Genomic DNA, 16398 nt, shown 5'->3' with positions numbered 1-16398 from the left:
ACTAGCTTATGAAGAATCAGATTTAGTCAGATTCAACCAGCATTTAATAACTTTTAGTTAATTCATAATTTTTTCAAAAACTAATATGAAGATTCAAGTTTCAACTCCGATTATGAGCTACATGAAGCTATTGGAAAGCCAAGGCATCACAGATATAGAAGAATTATCCAATAAACTTTACGAGCATTACCAACAGCAAGTAAACCTTGGCTTATATTCTAATGGTAGATATACAGAATCTGGCAGTGGTGTCAAGGCGACGGTAATTTCAACACATGGCGATAAAAATGAAGAATGTATTCTTTGGTGTATGAATCATTATTTAGGTTTAAATCGCAATCAAAATGTGATTGATAAAGTTTGCCAAGCCGTACAAAAATATGGTACAGGCTCTGGGACTTCTGCACTTTCTGGTGGCATGTCCACTTTGCACAAACAAGTTGAACAAAAACTCCAAAAACTAATTGGTAAAGAAAGTGTGTTACTTTTTCCAACTGGTTTTACCACAAATATCGGGTGTCTTTCTGCCCTCCCAGGAAAAAAGGATTTACTAATTTTTGACCGTGAATGCCATGCATCTATAATTGATGGAGTTAAATTATCTGGCAGAAAATGGGTAACTTTTAAACATAATAATGTTGCTGATTTAGAACAGAAATTAAACAAATACAAAAACGAATACGAAAACATTTTCGTGATTGTAGAATCAGCTTATTCAATGAGTGGAGATTTAGCGCCATTACTCGAAATAGTCCAGTTAAAACAAAAATATAAATTCCTTATCTATGTTGATGAGGCTCATACATTTGGTATTTACGGTAAAAATGGTGCAGGTTACTGCTCTCATTTAGGAATTGTTGAAGAGGTAGACTTTATCGCTGCAACTTTGTCAAAAGCCACAGCATCAATTGGTGGATTTGTCGCCATCAAATCTAAATATATCCCCTTACTACATTGGCGAGCTAGCACCTATACATTTCAAGCATGTTTGACTCCAGCAGATGCTGCGGCAATCTTAGCCTCCCTGGAAGAAATTGAAGCAAATCCCCAACTAATCGAATCCTTACATGAAAATAATCACTACATGCGTAACCGTCTTCAAGATTTAGGATTTGATTTAGGAACTTCTGTTAGCCCAATTATTCCCATATTTATCCCGGATACAGATACACTGCTAGCGTTTAATAAAGAACTATATGCTCGTGGTATTTTCTCCGTATCGATTTTCTACCCAGTAGTCAAACCCCATGAAGGCAGAATTCGCTTTATCTTAAGTGCAGTTCACACAAAAGAACAAATTGACATTACCGTTAATGCGCTTCATGAACTTGGCTTGAAGTATAGTCTTATTAGTCGTCAATTAATCACTGCGGCTTAGAGTATTCTCCTGAAAAATTGTGCAATTATTAATTTTTGACATTTGTAATAGCACATAATTTTTTCCTAATTTAATTGATTTTCAGCATTTTCAGTATTAATCAAGCATTAATACTGAAGTCGTTAGAAAATGGCATACATATAATATTGATCAAACAATTGATCCCAATTATTTGCATGTTATTGAAATCAAATAAAATGATTACTACAGAATTATCTTTACCAATAATTGCTAGAGAATATTTAAAAGAAACTCCATATGGTCAAATGGAGTTTGGTGATAGAGATATTATTGTATTACCTACAGTTTTCCCACCAGATATCAATACCTTAGAACTAGCAAAAGTGACAAGTAGATTAGTTAGACAATTTTTAGACACAAATCATCAATGTCGAGTATTTGAAATGGGCGTTGGCTCTGGTGGAGCGATTTTAAGTGTAGCTCAAATACCTGGCGTAATTGCTAGTGGAAGTGATATTTCACCAATGGCTGTTTTAAATGCTCAAGTTAATGCACTATGGTGGGGAGCAAAATCTGATATATATCACAGTAACTTATTTGACAATGTTCCTAAAAATGAATTTGATATTATTTTTTGGAATATCCCTTGGCTATCGGAAAATCCTGGCGAAATAGAAGATATACGTTTCAAAGCAGGTTTCGATCCTGGCTATCAAGATTTACAAAGATTTTTATTAGATGTCAAGCAGAAGTTAGCTCCAGGAGGGACTGTTTTGCTAGCAGTGGAGGAAAACTTTTGCAATTTAGATACAATTTATCACCTAATTGATCAAGCTAACTTCCAACAAGAAATCTTTGATGCCACTCCAGTTGTTTGGCAAGGAATGGATTTACAGTTAATATTTATTAAATTAGTTCCTAGAGCCTTGTAAGTAAATAGGCGAGGATAAACTTAGGAATGAGAATTTAATAACCTACAACTTTCGATTGAATTTGGAATGGTGCGTTACACTCCGCTTTTCTTGGAGCTTGCTTCCTGAAGGGTATGCCGTAAGGCTATAAAGAATAATCTGAGTTCTTGTACTAGTATGTTCTATGGAGAAGTTACGAATCTTGGTTCTTAATCTTCTCTTTGTCTCCTTCCCTTGTCACCAGATTAATCACAATGTCCCAAGAATTTATTATTGGTAGCAAAGTTCGCGTCGTTTCCCTGCCACCATACGTAAAAACCGCAGACCCGATGCCGATGTTACGACCTCCTGATATTATCCAAATTGGTGAAGAAGGTATTGTACTTGACCGTCGTCCCGGTGGATATTGGGGTATCCGCTTCTCACGAGGTGCATTTCTTATCGATAGTCAATATATCGAATCTATCGAATCAGTTGAACCTAGCCCAGAATCGGAAACCAGTTCGTAATTTCCATTGCTCAATTATTTAATTGTTTAATGGCTACTCATCACTGTTAACCCCCCAGAATTGTAAACTTATATGAACAAGTAATTCTGGATTTGTAGTCATGATTTCTCGTCGCAATTTTATTAGCATATTCCTTGCCCTGTGTTTAACATTCTACGGTTGCTTAAACAGCGCACTACCTACCTATGCATTAGGTGGGAAACTACCTGCTATTAATCAAGCAGCGCCCGAATTTAGTTTACCGACAAATATAGGTGATGGTGAAGTGGCACTGTCGGATTTCCGGGGAAAGTGGGTTGTACTTTATTTTTATCCGAAAGACTTTACATCGGGATGCACCATCGAAGCCCGTCGTTTTCAACAGGATTTACCCCAATACATCGAAAAAAATGCCCAAGTTATCGGTGTGAGTGCGGATGATGTGGATTCACATGCTGAATTTTGCGATTCGGAAGGTTTGAAGTTCCCCTTACTTGCGGATACAAAGGGAACAGTGAGTAAAGCCTACGGTTCGTGGATGAATTTTATCTCGTCACGTCATACTTTTATTATTGATCCCGAAGGAACTCTACGGGAGACATTCGTAAAAGTTAACCCGAACATTCATAGTCAAGAAGTATTGGCTAGGTTGACTGAATTACAAGCAGCCTAGTAGCCTAGTCAATACTGTTAGGTGAAAGGGGAAGGATTTAAATCCTTCTACCACTACCCCGACTCGGTACTTCTACGTCTTCCAAAGTTGATTGTAAAGTTGGATAATTTCCGACTTCAACTTGCAATTGATGTAAAGCCATCCAAGCACGGGCACGAATCGCCACTTCTAAATCCATGTTTGCCATCTGTTCTAATTGCTCGGTGACTGAGGGTATTAGCGCCGATTGGGTGCTATTCACTGCTACAGCCAACGCTTCTAAACCTGTTACGGCTGCATAACGCACTACCCATTCGGAATCTTGGCAAACCTGCATCAAAACTGCTAATGCTTGCTGCTGTGATGTTTGTACTTCTTCAGGAGGGAGTTCTTGCCAGCGTACTGTTCCTAAACCACGGGCAGCAGCCCTACGCACGCTGAGGGCAAAGTCGTTTTTGGCAGCATCAAGTAAGGTATCAAGTCCTCGAGGATCTCCAATTCCAGCTAATGCTCGCACTGCCCAAGCTCTGGCACCATAGTTAAAGTTATCAATTAGTTGCAGTAATGGTTGAACTGCTGGCTCACCAATTTGAATCAATCCGTCAACAGCAGCTACGGCAGCCCCTGGATTGTTATAACCCAAAGCTGCAACTAGTGTTGGTACTGTTTCTTCTAAACCTGCTGCGGCTAAATTTTGAACAGCTTCGAGTAATTTAGGAGAAGAGTCGGCTTCTTCAACAGCGCGAATTAATTGTTGAGCAATACTATTATTAGTCATAATTTTTTCGTGAGGAGTTAATAGTTAATAACTAAGAGTTAATAATAGTGAGGAATTGAAATTAAGAAGTTTTGAATGACATTTTCATCTTGAGCTTGCGAAACCTATTTATAAAGTACGTATTGACCTGAATCCCGTAGGCAGAAACCCAGTTTCTCAGCAAATAAATAGGATTGTCCTAGATACTTGAATCTAAGAAAGCGAGTTTCTTTAGTCTTAAAGTTTAGTTTATAAATAGCCTCTTCTTTTTTACTTATGATTCCTAATTCCTAACTCCTAACTCATAACTATTTCAAAGTAACGAATCCATCAATTTCATGACTTTTATAGCACTGTCTGACAAAGTGGGGGTGGGGGGTGTCATCTGCCTAACCTCATGCTCTAGTAATCCCCGCAGAGAAATTATTTTTAAGCTGTTTTCTGCTAAGGTTTCAGCGATCGCATCTGCGGCTGCTAAGTAGCCAATAGCACCTAAATCTCCCAATGCCGCTCGTCGCAATTGTAAGTTGTCTCCTGCTAATGCTTTTACCAACCTTTCACCATATATTGCTTCTTGAGTAAGTTGGTACATGGCTCGTGCTGCGGAATATTGGACTAATTCAATTGGATGTTTTAAAAAGGGTTGAATGTGGGGTATTGAATCTTGAGCATCTAAACTACCTAGAGCTTCTAAAATAGCATCATATGGCTCTTTGCGATCGCTTTCCTGGGATATCAATTCACCAGCATTGAGTCCTGTTAACAGTAAGTTATTTAATGGTGAAATTGCCCTGGCATCACCCAACATCCCCAAGGATTCGGCGGCAGCCTCACGCACATAATAGTCGCTGCATTCTAAACATGTGATTAATCCGGGTACGGCACTGATATCACCTAATTTACCAAGTGCGCGTGCCGCATTCCGTCGTAATGGATAACCACCTTCGGGAGTCCTATCATCTTCGTCAGCAAGTGCTTGAATCAGCAGTGCGACTGCTGGGGGTTCGTTGACTCGAAACCTTCCCAACCACCAAGCAGCATAAAAGCGCAGTCCTAAATCTGCGCCTTCTAAGTTTGCTATAGCTTGAGCTACAGTCAAAGATTCGCCACCAACAGGTACATCTGTTGGTGGTAATGGTTCCAAATTGTCTGGACTACTCGAATTCATTAGTAAAAGGATTACCTTCGTTATTACCTGATGTTGCCCCTGCGTGCAAAGGCTCAATCCCTACTATTTTGCCACCCATACGGGTAATTCGTTGCATTTCTGCATTCATTCGATTGTAAGGAACGGTGACAAAGGTACTCGCACTCGAACGCAGTTGATAATCTGTCTTATCGGTTTCTTCGTTTTGTCGTAATCCGACAACTTCATAGCGGAAATAGCGACTAGTAGATGCGGTATTATTTGCGATTTGACCTAGCATAGTTTCAATTTAATATTTGTTGTTATTTGGTGATTGTTGATAGTTAATAGCCAGTGGTTGGTGGTTAAAAAATAAGATTCTGATTGAGTAGAGTGAGCAATAAAAATTACCTTTTATCAATCAACTAATCACTCATAACCATTACCCATTAACCCACAACCATTACCTATTCAATGACTACCTATTCATTAAAGAGGGGTAATACTAGCGATTCTACCGCCTTGTTTTTGCACTCTTTGCATGTAGGGTGATAGTTCTGCGTAAGGAATGACTACAGCTTGGTTAACTTTGCGAGTGCTAGGATAACCTGCTCCAAAAACTCCTGCTACCTCAACGCGGAAAAGTCTACCTTCTTTACCGAAAGTTCCTGCCCCACCAAAAGTGCTGTTGGGGGTGACACCTCTTTGGGGAGCAAGGTAGGCAAAACCTTCACCACCACCAGAAGGAGAAACTACGGCAGATGCACCGTTACGTCCAAGTTCGCCGGCGAGGTGTGGTAATGTGCCTTTGAGTTGAGCGCGATCGCTATTGGCATAACCACGATAAAGTTGGAACATACGGCTAAATCCCACTGTTTTTTGTCCAGTCTGGGTTTGGAATCCGCGATAGTAAGGAACAATATTTTCACCAAAGTTTGCTTCGTACTCTGGAGAATCAATGTACGAGTCAATATCTGCTTCGTAACCTTGTTCTTGATATAAGTCGAGGTGATAAATTACTTCTGACTCGTCGTAAGGTGCGCGTCCTAGGAAATGTTTGTAATTGAGTTCAATTACGCGAGTTTGGAAACTGTTATAAAAGAACTTGTTTTTGTACAGTTCCGATTTAGCAACTTGACGAACAAAATCGCGCACTGTAATTTTACCGTCACGTAAAAGCGATTCGGCACTAATGAGACGCTCTGACTGCATTAAGTAGTCGTTGCCCAACAGTTGACGATAAACAGCCGTAATCACGATTGCAATTTCTTCCTTTGTTGCCCGGCTTCGCAGTTCAACTGGAGATGCATTAATAAAAGCCTCAGTTCCCAGACGCGATGAAGCTGTTGTAATTGCCATTTATGTGGTTCTCCTTATATTTATTGGGAATGGGAAGTTGAGAATTAGAAATTGGAAATTATTCATTTCTCTATTTTTCCTGTTCCCTTTCCCTTTCCCATCTTTACGCCAAAGTAATGCTCATTACCTTGTTACCTTTGCGGTTTAATTGTTGCAATTTGCTCGAAAGTTGCTCGAATGGTACAAGAATTTCTGTTGTCATCCGACGTATTGTTGCTGTTTTCGAGGAAGCTGCTTGCATTACCCGCAGTCGGTAGATATCACCACGATTTCCGCCGGTTGTACCTGCTAAAGCAGATGACGACGCTGCGTGAATGGGCGATGCGACATTTTTGGCTAATTCCCAAGTTAACCTACCCTGTTTGTACCCTGAGCTAATGTCGCTGCTTGCAGGACCTCGATACAATTGGAATATGCGGCTATAACCAACGTTCTTTTGTCCAACTTGGCTCGTAAATCCACGATAGTTGGGAACAATATTCTCGCCGAAATTCTGCTGGTATTCAACTGAGTCGATGTATGAGTCGATTTCAGCATCATAACCTTGGCTATTGTAGAGGTCTACATGGTATGCTATTTCTGACTCGTCTTCAGGGGCGCGTCCTAGGAAGTGCTTATAATTCAGTTCGATGAAACGAACTTGTGAGTTATTGTGGAAGAATTTCTCACGGTACAGTTCAGATTGTGCGATCGCTCTCACAAATTCTCGAACTGAAAGCTTTCCTTGGCGTAACAAAGATTCAGCACTTGATAGTCGCTCTGATTCCATCAAGTAAGAGTTACCCAAAATCTGACGGTAAACTGCACGAATCACGACTTCGATGTCTTCATCAGTCCGATCTGAGCGTAGTTCTAAAGTTTCCATTTAATTACTTTCTCCAACGAAGATGAACTCGGTTGAGAAAATTCTGAGTTTTGACTAACAGTTAACCATCAACATTGACTAACTGCTATTTTATCGACTTTCACACCAAATCATGCCTAAAACGCACTCGATTTAATCATCGATATTTGTTACAGGCATTTTTTCCTTTCTATAATTTCTATAAGTTTCTTCGATATCTACAACACTAATTCTATCGTTTAACTAGATACCAAGAAATCGACTTTTGAAAACCAGAATTGAAATTTGAAAAACAGACCCACGTTCAACAAACCCAAACTTAATAAACCCGATTTCTAGGAAAATAGCGAGTTAGTATTTTAGTTAGATTTCGATTTCTCGCCCACAGAACTTATGAGAAATTAGAAAGCGGATTCAGTATTACTTGATTAACTCAATTTTCTTAAAATAAAACATGCCCGGAAAGGTAAACAACTTCTAGCTAATCTGCCAGTTCGCCGCTCAACTTTCCGGGCAAAAACCCGAAATTAGCTTAGGGTATTGATTGCGTAATCAATGTAGGAGTTAGCTTCAACAGCAGGGTCGCCGCTCAAGCCGTGATTAGCTTTGATATATTTCAAAGCTTCAACATACCAGCTAGGAGACAAGTCGAAGGTCTTGTTGATTTCAGCCAAACCAGCGATGAGGTAATCATCCATTGGACCAGTACCACCAACAACCAAGCAGTAGGTGATCATCCGCAAGTAGTAGCCGATGTCACGAGCACACTTAGCTTTACCAGTAGAGGTAGAAGCAAAGTTGTTACCTTGCATTTGAGTTGTGTAGGGGAATTTTTGGTATACAGCGTTTGCTGCCCCATCTGCCAAGCTTTGAGCTTTGGAAGTTAAGGTTTTAGCTGCTTCTAAGCTAGCACTTGCTTGACGAAAACGACCAAAAGCAACTTGAACTTCAGTGCTGCTCAAGAAACGTCCTTGAGAATCTGCAGCTGCTACAGCTTCGGTAAGAGGAGTTTTCATTGATCCGGTATCTCCCTTTTACAAAATTTTGTTTGAAAGTGGTTTTGTGTAACTGAACTGAACGTCAGCTAATTGATTTTGAGAAATTATGCAACAGCAGCAGCTGCGCGATCGAAATAGCTAGCGATTTCAGACATGAGGGCGCTGCAATCACCTTTGGTGACACCATTTGGATCACCAGCAATAGCTAATGCAGCTTCTTTCATTTTTTGAACTGCAACAGCAACGGATGCTCCAGGAACTCCCAATGCCAAGTAGGTTTCACGTAATCCGTTTAAGCAACGGTCGTCGAGAACACTAGCATCTCCAGAGAAGGTTGCGTAGGTGACATAGCGCAAAATGATTTCCATGTCGCGCAAGCAAGCTGCCATACGACGGTTGGTGTAAGCATTTCCACCAGGTGCAATCAACTGAGACTGCTCTGCAAACAAAGAACGAGCTGCGTTAGCAACGATCGCAGATGCATTCCCGGTAATCCGGTTTACTGCATCCATCCGCTTGTTACCATCACGAACCATGTTCAACAAAGCATCTAATTGAGCGGTGCTGAGGTATTCACCACGAGCATCTGCTTGGGAAACTACTTTGGCAAACGCATCTAACATCGGTCTTATCTCCTATCTGCTTGATTTTAGATTTGTTCTGCTTCCAAATGAAAACTTAAAAAGTTTTCTACTGATGTCAGGCTGTAACAGCAGTATGAAAGGTATAAACAGACATCTACGATACAGTTTAATGGCATCCAGGCTTCTAAATTAAAAGTTTTTAACAAAACTTAAACTTTAGCTGTAAATACTGGAAAGCCGAGCAAGCAACACTTTGGTCAACCCCAATTTGTGTTTTTACCTTCCAAAATAAGTTTATACAATACCTTTGCCCTTCGTTTTATTAAAAATTATTGTGACGTAGTTTCAATCGCTTACAAAACTTAACATTTGCTCTAAGGAGTATGGAACATGAGAAAAATGAATAAGTATTATTGCTTATAAGGCTTGTCGTTAGACCATCGCAGTCCTCAAAAATACCAAAACGTGATCGCACATTTCCTCAAACCCAATAAATGCGATCGCACATCTTCTCAAACAACCAAAAAGCGATCGTACTTCCCATCATTAACACAAACGCTCTCACAGCGAGACTTTGGATATACTGAAACTAGAACCAACTACCTGAGAATATTTGAATGCATGACAAATCGTGAAGAATTAATTCAAGAACTAGAACATGCGCCTGATGATGTAGTTCAATCGGTACTAGATTTTTTGAATAGGGTAAAAGCTACACGCAAAACTCATCCCCTCGCAAAATTTGCAGGGATTTTAAGTGATGTCGAAGCCGAAGAATTAAAACGGGTGATAACCGCAGAATGTCGGCAGGTGGATGTAAATGAGTGGTGAGATTACCCTTGATACTTCTGTGGCTGTACGTTTTTTGAATGGGGATGAAGTGGTTGTGTCGCGGGTACTAGCTTTACCAGAAATAGTTTTACCAATTGTAGGTTGGTGTAGAATACTGAAATCCAAGATTTGTACTCTACATTAGTAAACAAAATATGATGATTTTGGATGTACTATAAGGAATACGATTTGATTTTTGAACATATGTTAAAACTAAAAATCCCGTTTTATAAGGCTTTTCTCGGAAATTTAGTTCAAAAACCAGACAGGAGTCCTATATGCAGGTTGAGATTATTAATTCAAGATAAAAAATTTCTTGAATCTCCACTCAACCTACTGTTTACTTTGTAATAGAGTACAATTCTGAGTTTTCTCAAAAATATCTAATGTTATGGAGTTGGTTTAACCCAATTTAATGCTATTTGTGTTGAAAATGCCTGATAAAGCCGCTTTCCGAAACATTGTTCGCTAGCTTCATCAATCACTTCAATAAAAGCTAATAGTAGTTCCGGGCTACTCCAAGATTTACCTAGTAAGTGGTAAATAAACTCTGTAAATTGATTTGATGTTGTACAATTTTCTAAATCAAAATAAGACATATTCGATTGATATTTACTATTGGATAAATACAAATCAAATTGAATTGTTAGATTATTTCTATCGAACCAAATACGATAAAATTTACCGTCTCTATCTTCTAACCAGTGGTAGGAAGGCTTATTTCTTTTTTCTAGTTTTATTTGCTTTGATTTTTCTATTAATTGAGCCACGGTAAAACATTCTGAAGGTAGTCTGCCGTCTTCGACTTTATCAAGTTCGCTAGCAGCAATAAACTCTACTACTTTTACCCACCGCTCAATAGTTTGATTTACAATTGAATTCATAATTTTTGCTGATAGAATAGATAATATAAACATTTTAATATTCCCATTGTATCACAGCAAAACAAAAAAATACAATCTTTGTATTCATTCTATTGTTGATCTATATTGCGCTAATTTAAGCTAATAGCGCATGGCGTAAATAAGGCACTATTAATCTGAATATAAAAGCTTTAAATATAAGCTTTCGTGTCTTTTGCCTTTTGCCTTTTGCCTTCTCTTACTAATACATTACTGTTACATTACTGTGTAAATAAAGCATACATTTAAAACAGTTAACAAGCTTCTTCCATCAGAGTTCTTTCTTTTGATATTTGCCTTACCCTACCCACTTCCCAAAAAAATCAACCACAATAATAACTGTACGTTTGCTGATTTTGACCTTGCGATGGGGAATTATGTCTTACACAGCTTAAGTTCTAGCTCATAAAAGAATTCAGGCATTTTCATTGCGGAAAGAATTTGTTTTTGAAGCTGGTTGATGGGGGTAATAAAGATAGTAGAATCAGGGAGGAAATAAAGATTTAGGTTACAAAAAACCTTAAGCATTTGTTCAGAGGAAGGGCGGTCAGTTTTTCGCTTGGGATTGCCATCATAAAGACCTTGGAAAGACTCTTGAGTTTGTTGAAGTGCGAGTCTAACAACAAACTCCATTAGAGTAAAAACGCACAAAGCAATGTTTAACAGAAACATCAAGCCAGTGATTCGATTTTGATTCTGAAAGTAAATCGGTAGGGCAGGTAAGGCACCCCTCTTGAAACCACCCAATTTGTCAATGTATAACCCAAAATGGAGCTAACCGGTCTCGAACCGGTGACCTCTACAATGCCATTGTAGCGCTCTACCAACTGAGCTATAACCCCGCAGATGAATAACAAATGTTCCCTAGTATTATACCTAAAGCTGGCTGTTAATACTATGAAACTGAGAAAATTTAAATATTATTGATACCTATATTTTGGAACTATAAGACAAATTAATCTCAACGACCAGTCATTTTTATATGTGTAGCAAATAGCTCATACAGTGTCCCATTAAAAAATACACAACTAGCATGGCAGCAGCAGCTAAAGCAACTAATGTGCCCGCCAGCATTAGGGAAAATTCTTTCAGTTCTACAGCCCTTTCCATCAGGTGTAGCGACCAGGCGACTAGCGCTACATCAAAAACTAATATAGGTATTAACATTTGTCTTAAAATATATTTATTCTTCTTAACTAAGCTTAACACTAATTCCCAAAACTGTGTCTAACATAGTTATTTAACTCAACCATCTAGCCAAAGGGTGGTGGTTAGATGGTTATTAGTTTTGTTTATCGGTTAGATAGTTGGGATAAACAGAGAAGGGATGCGAACGGGAACTTGACGATCGCGCAAATAATTCTTGATTTGGCTGACAGTTAATTGTCCGTAATGTAACAAGGAAGCTAAAAGTGCAGCTTCGGCTCTACCATCAGTGAGAGCAGAATGGATGTGTTCACAAGTACCCGCACCACCCGAAGCGACGACGGGAATTTGTACAGCATCGGCAATTGCCCGTGTTAAATTGAGGTCGTATCCTGCTTGAGTACCATCAGCATCCATACTAGTCACAAGTAATTCTCCTGCACCACGTTTTTCGACTTCCCTTGCCCAAGAAAGGGCATCAATCCCAGTATTTTCTCTACCACCTCTGACGTAGACATCCCAGCCTGGATTGTCGGGATTTTGGCGCTTACGGGCATCAATAGCAACGACTATACATTGATTACCAAAGCGATCGCTGGCACGATTGATAAAATCGGGGTCGCGTACCGCCGCAGAATTAATACTAACCTTGTCTGCTCCTGCGCGTAACAAACTTTTAACATTTTCTAAGGATTGAATACCGCCACCAACTGTCAGGGGAATAAATACCTGCTCTGCGGTTCGATAAACAACATCAATAATCGTATCGCGGTCTTCATGAGTAGCTGTAATATCAAGAAACACTAACTCATCAGCACCGGCTTCATTGTAAACCTTAGCTAATTCCACCGGGTCGCCTGCATCCTTAAGGTTGACAAAGTTAACTCCTTTTACAACTCGTCCCGCCTTCACATCCAGGCACGGTAAGATTCTTTTAGCTAACATGAAAATTTTTACACTCCTTAGTAGTTGCCCGGAACTTAAATTTTAAATTGATGAGCGCACTCAGGTGAAAAAAAATAATTGGGGAGTTGGGGAGTCGGGAGGATGGGGAGAGTGGGAGAATATAAGAAGAAAATGTTTATTTTTTATCCCCTTTTATTTTGATCCGTTTTCCCAGACCTCACACATTAAAGAACAATAAACCAAGTTATGGCAATCATCTCCTCAAAAAGACAGCCTCCCAACCCGGATGAGGAACCGAAGCGAAAGCGAGAAAATTCTCAGGCGAAAAAAAAAGATGACTTAAATTTGCGATCGCTCGATAATTCTGCCGATAATAATCAGCTTTTGCAACCGCAGGCAGCCGTAGATGAACAAGGGAAGCAAGAAGAGAGTATTCGTCCCCATCGTTTTGCTGATTATATTGGGCAAAAAGATTTAAAGGACGTGCTGGAAATCGCCATCAAAGCGGCAAAATTGAGAGGCGAGGTACTTGACCATTTGTTACTATATGGTCCTCCGGGATTGGGTAAAACGACAATGGCGATGATTTTGGCTTCCGAGATGGGGGTAAATTATAAAATTACTAGTGCCCCAGCCTTGGAACGTCCTCGCGATATTGCTGGTTTACTGGTTAATCTCAAACCAGGCGATGTTTTATTTATTGATGAAATTCATCGTCTATCGAGAATGACTGAGGAAATTTTATACCCAGCGATGGAGGACTATCGCTTAGATGTCACTGTTGGTAAGGGAACTAGTGCCCGGACTCGGAGTATTCCCCTGGCTAAATTTACACTAGTAGGGGCGACAACTAGGGTTGGTGCATTAACTTCACCATTACGCGATCGCTTTGGGTTGGTACAAAAATTACGATTTTATGAGGTGAAGGAACTGAGTCAAATCGTCATTCGTAGCGCTCAGTTACTGAATACATCGATCAATGAAGAAGGTGCGGAGGAAGTTGCTCGTCGGGCAAGGGGAACACCAAGAATTGCTAATAGATTACTAAAGCGTGTCCGTGATTATGCTGAGGTGAAGAAGGTAGGGGAAATAAATCAAGTTATTGCCGCCGAGGCACTGCAACTATTTCAGGTTGACCCTGTGGGATTAGATTGGACTGACCGGAGAATGTTGAGTGTAATTATTGAACAATTTAATGGTGGTCCGGTTGGCTTGGAGACAATTGCCGCAGCGACAGGAGAAGATACACAAACGATTGAGGAAGTCTACGAACCTTATCTCATGCAAATCGGCTATTTGAGTCGGACTCCCCGTGGTAGAACTGCAACGACTGCTGCCTACAAACATATGGGATTTAAGCCACCAAAACTGCCGAATGAACAATTGTCTTTATTAAACGAATAGAGAATAGCGAAAAGATTGACCGAATGAAGAGCGAAATTTTGATTATTGGTGGCGGGATTATGGGCTTGGCAACCGCTATCGAACTGAAAATGCGGGGTTGCAATGTGACTGTCATTAGTCGCGACTTTCAAGCGGCAGCGACGTTTGCGGCGGCGGGAATGTTGGCACCGGAAGCCGAACAAGTACAAGGAGCAATGCGCGAATTGTGTGTGCGATCGCGTAGTCTGTACCCGGAATGGACTAGCAAACTCGAACAAATCACTGGTCTGAATCCAGGATACTGGGCTTGTGGGATTTTGTCACCTGTTTACCAAGTCAGACAGGAACAAGGGGAAAATATTTCTTCCTGCCCCCTCCCCAATTGGCTCGACAAACAAACTATTCACCAATACCAATCAGGACTTGGGGAAGATGTAATTGGCGGCTTTTGGTATCCTGACGATGCTCAAGTTGATAACCGGGCTTTGGCACAAACATTATTATCTGCGGCTCAATCTTTGGGTGTGGAAATTCGGGAAAATATTCTCGTGGAAGGGATTCAACAGCAGCAAGGACAAGTAATAGGTTTGCAAACCAACATTGGTATCATGCGGGCTGAACATTACGTCTTGGCAACTGGAGCTTGGTCTGATGAATTATTACCTCTATCAGTGCGCCCATGTAAAGGGCAAATGTTGAGCTTAGTTGTTCCTGACTATTTACCAAAATTACCTTTAAATCGTATTTTATTTGGCGAAGAAATATATATTGTTCCAAGACAAGTACGTGGAGTGTCTCCCAACAATACTCAAAAAGAACCTAGAAAAATTATTATCGGTGCCAGCGTCGAAGATGTCGGTTTTACACCTAATAATACTGCTATTGGCATCGCTAATTTATTACAAAAAGCTATCCGTTTATTCCCGGAAATCAGAGATTATGCGATCGCGCAAATGTGGTGGGGATATCGCCCGACAACCCCAGATGAATTACCGATTTTAGGTGAAAGTCCCCTGAAAAATCTCACTTTTGCCACTGGACACCATCGCAACGGTATTTTACTTGCACCCATCACCTCAGTTTTAATTGCCGATTTAATTACAGGGCAAAAAAAAGACCCTCTCCTCGCCAATTTCCATTACTCGCGCTTTCAATCACAAAATCAGTCATCTACACCCACGCCGATGTTTACGAACTCCACAAATTTGACGAATCTCTCCAATGGCAATGGCAAGGGCATAACAGTGCAGACTCCGAATACTCCGACGGCACAATCGCCAATTGGAGATTCACCCCTAATAATTGCGGGAAAAACCTTTAAATCCCGTTTGATGACAGGTACAGGTAAATATCGCAGCATGGCAGAAATGCAGCAAAGTGTCATTTCTAGCGGTTGTGAAATTGTCACCGTGGCTGTGCGCCGCGTCCAAACTAATGCACCTGGACATGAGGGTTTGGCTGAAGCTCTAGATTGGAGCAAAATTTGGATGTTGCCCAATACCGCAGGCTGCAAAACTGCTGAAGAAGCGATTCGCGTTGCCAGATTGGGGCGGGAAATGGCGAAGTTATTGGGACAGGAAGATAATAATTTTATTAAGTTAGAAGTAATACCTGATGCCAAGTATTTACTCCCAGACCCAATCGGCACTCTCCAAGCCGCCGAACAATTGGTGAAAGAAGGATTTGCCGTCTTACCCTACATCAACGCTGACCCCATGCTGGCAAGACATTTAGAGGATGCTGGCTGTGTCACGGTGATGCCATTAGCTTCACCCATTGGTTCCGGACAAGGTTTGAAAACCACCGCAAATATCCAAATTATTATTGAAAATGCCAAAATACCTGTAGTTGTTGATGCTGGTATTGGCGCACCATCCGAAGCCGCCCAAGCAATGGAAATGGGTGCAGACGCATTACTAATTAATAGCGCGATCGCACTTGCCCAAAACCCGGCTGCGATGGCTTACGCCATGAACCTAGCCGCAGTCGCTGGACGCACCGCATATCTGGCGGGAAGAATGCCAATGAAAGATTATGCGATCGCTTCTTCACCGTTAACAGGAACGGTTAATTAGACGCGGAGAGGGGGAGATGGGGAGATGGGGAGATGGGGAGAGGGGGAGATAGGGAGAGGGGGAGATAGGGAGAGGGGGAGATGGGGAGATTGATGTG

The 16398-nt window shown here is 40.6% G+C and carries 18 protein-coding genes and 1 tRNA gene; 8 read left to right on the top strand and 11 right to left on the bottom strand.

Annotation, left to right across the window (positions count from 1 at the left end; translation table 11 throughout):
* Nucleotides 1–85 precede the first annotated feature (85 nt).
* From VB733_RS05190 to VB733_RS05175, 4 genes are all read left to right on the top strand, one after another.
* Entirely contained in the window at nt 86–1378 is a 1293-nt protein-coding gene (locus VB733_RS05190; RefSeq protein WP_323339033.1) for an aminotransferase class I/II-fold pyridoxal phosphate-dependent enzyme, read from the top strand.
* 197 nt (nt 1379–1575) lie between these two features.
* Complete coding sequence (locus VB733_RS05185; RefSeq protein ID WP_323339032.1) at nt 1576–2271, top strand: methyltransferase; 696 nt, start codon at nt 1576–1578, stop codon at nt 2269–2271.
* Between the two features lie 233 nt (nt 2272–2504).
* Nucleotides 2505–2759: a regulatory protein SipA gene (gene sipA, locus VB733_RS05180; protein ID WP_323339031.1), complete on the top strand. Its 255-nt coding sequence runs from the start codon at nt 2505–2507 to the stop codon at nt 2757–2759.
* 100 nt (nt 2760–2859) lie between these two features.
* Nucleotides 2860–3411 carry a peroxiredoxin gene (locus tag VB733_RS05175; protein ID WP_323339030.1) on the top strand — a complete coding sequence of 184 codons (552 nt, stop codon included), beginning with the start codon at nt 2860–2862 and terminating at the stop codon, nt 3409–3411.
* A 37-nt stretch (nt 3412–3448) separates the two neighbouring features.
* On the opposite strand, the gene VB733_RS05170 is transcribed toward VB733_RS05175, so the two are convergent.
* The 7 genes from VB733_RS05170 to VB733_RS05140 form a co-directional block, all read right to left on the bottom strand.
* Entirely contained in the window at nt 3449–4168 is a 720-nt protein-coding gene (locus tag VB733_RS05170; RefSeq protein ID WP_323339029.1) for a HEAT repeat domain-containing protein, read from the bottom strand.
* Between the two features lie 292 nt (nt 4169–4460).
* The gene (locus VB733_RS05165; RefSeq protein WP_323339028.1) at nt 4461–5315 is read right to left on the bottom strand and encodes a HEAT repeat domain-containing protein; all 855 of its coding nucleotides are present in this window, start codon (nt 5313–5315) and stop codon (nt 4461–4463) included.
* Complete coding sequence (locus VB733_RS05160; protein WP_323339027.1) at nt 5302–5574, bottom strand: phycobilisome linker polypeptide; 273 nt, start codon at nt 5572–5574, stop codon at nt 5302–5304. Before VB733_RS05160 ends, VB733_RS05165 begins: the two co-directional genes overlap by 14 nt.
* A gap of 188 nt (nt 5575–5762) precedes the next feature.
* Complete coding sequence (locus VB733_RS05155) at nt 5763–6632, bottom strand: phycobilisome linker polypeptide (protein WP_323339026.1); 870 nt, start codon at nt 6630–6632, stop codon at nt 5763–5765.
* A 103-nt stretch (nt 6633–6735) separates the two neighbouring features.
* Nucleotides 6736–7497, bottom strand: coding sequence for a phycobilisome linker polypeptide (locus VB733_RS05150; RefSeq protein WP_323339025.1), 762 nt, complete (start codon nt 7495–7497; stop codon nt 6736–6738).
* Nucleotides 7498–8003: 506 nt separating this feature from the next.
* Entirely contained in the window at nt 8004–8492 is a 489-nt protein-coding gene (cpcA, locus tag VB733_RS05145) for a phycocyanin subunit alpha (RefSeq protein ID WP_096611739.1), read from the bottom strand.
* A gap of 86 nt (nt 8493–8578) precedes the next feature.
* The gene (locus VB733_RS05140; RefSeq protein ID WP_096611741.1) at nt 8579–9097 is read right to left on the bottom strand and encodes a phycocyanin subunit beta; all 519 of its coding nucleotides are present in this window, start codon (nt 9095–9097) and stop codon (nt 8579–8581) included.
* Between the two features lie 387 nt (nt 9098–9484).
* On the opposite strand from VB733_RS05140, the gene VB733_RS05135 reads away from it, so the two are divergent.
* Both VB733_RS05135 and VB733_RS05130 read left to right on the top strand, forming a co-directional pair.
* Complete coding sequence (locus tag VB733_RS05135; protein ID WP_323339024.1) at nt 9485–9889, top strand: hypothetical protein; 405 nt, start codon at nt 9485–9487, stop codon at nt 9887–9889.
* On the top strand, nt 9879–10034 hold the full coding sequence (locus tag VB733_RS05130; RefSeq protein ID WP_323339023.1) for a hypothetical protein: 156 nt from the start codon (nt 9879–9881) through the stop codon (nt 10032–10034). The genes VB733_RS05135 and VB733_RS05130 overlap by 11 nt, the downstream gene beginning before the upstream one ends.
* A 244-nt stretch (nt 10035–10278) precedes the next feature.
* Here the strand turns inward: VB733_RS05130 and VB733_RS05125 are convergent, their stop codons facing one another.
* The 4 genes from VB733_RS05125 to hisF form a co-directional block, all read right to left on the bottom strand.
* A complete protein-coding gene (locus tag VB733_RS05125; RefSeq protein WP_323339022.1) occupies nt 10279–10773 on the bottom strand; it encodes a hypothetical protein in 495 nt (164 codons plus the stop codon).
* Nucleotides 10774–11560: 787 nt separating this feature from the next.
* Nucleotides 11561–11633, bottom strand: a tRNA-Ala gene (locus tag VB733_RS05120).
* Nucleotides 11634–11769: 136 nt separating this feature from the next.
* Nucleotides 11770–11958 (bottom strand): hypothetical protein, encoded by a 189-nt coding sequence (locus VB733_RS05115; protein WP_096618542.1) that lies wholly within the window; start codon nt 11956–11958, stop codon nt 11770–11772.
* Between the two features lie 132 nt (nt 11959–12090).
* A complete protein-coding gene (gene hisF, locus VB733_RS05110; protein WP_323339021.1) occupies nt 12091–12882 on the bottom strand; it encodes an imidazole glycerol phosphate synthase subunit HisF in 792 nt (263 codons plus the stop codon).
* Between the two features lie 207 nt (nt 12883–13089).
* Here hisF and ruvB point away from each other — a divergent pair, with 207 nt between their 5' ends.
* Complete coding sequence (gene ruvB, locus VB733_RS05105) at nt 13090–14247, top strand: Holliday junction branch migration DNA helicase RuvB (protein WP_323339020.1); 1158 nt, start codon at nt 13090–13092, stop codon at nt 14245–14247.
* Between the two features lie 23 nt (nt 14248–14270).
* Complete coding sequence (thiO, locus tag VB733_RS05100) at nt 14271–16301, top strand: glycine oxidase ThiO (RefSeq protein ID WP_323339019.1); 2031 nt, start codon at nt 14271–14273, stop codon at nt 16299–16301.
* Nucleotides 16302–16398 lie beyond the last annotated feature (97 nt).

It is taken from the genome of Calothrix sp. UHCC 0171 (genome assembly GCF_034931845.1).
In the GTDB taxonomy this organism is placed as follows: domain Bacteria; phylum Cyanobacteriota; class Cyanobacteriia; order Cyanobacteriales; family Nostocaceae; genus Brunnivagina.
This window is presented reverse-complemented; position numbering and strand designations above follow the sequence as displayed.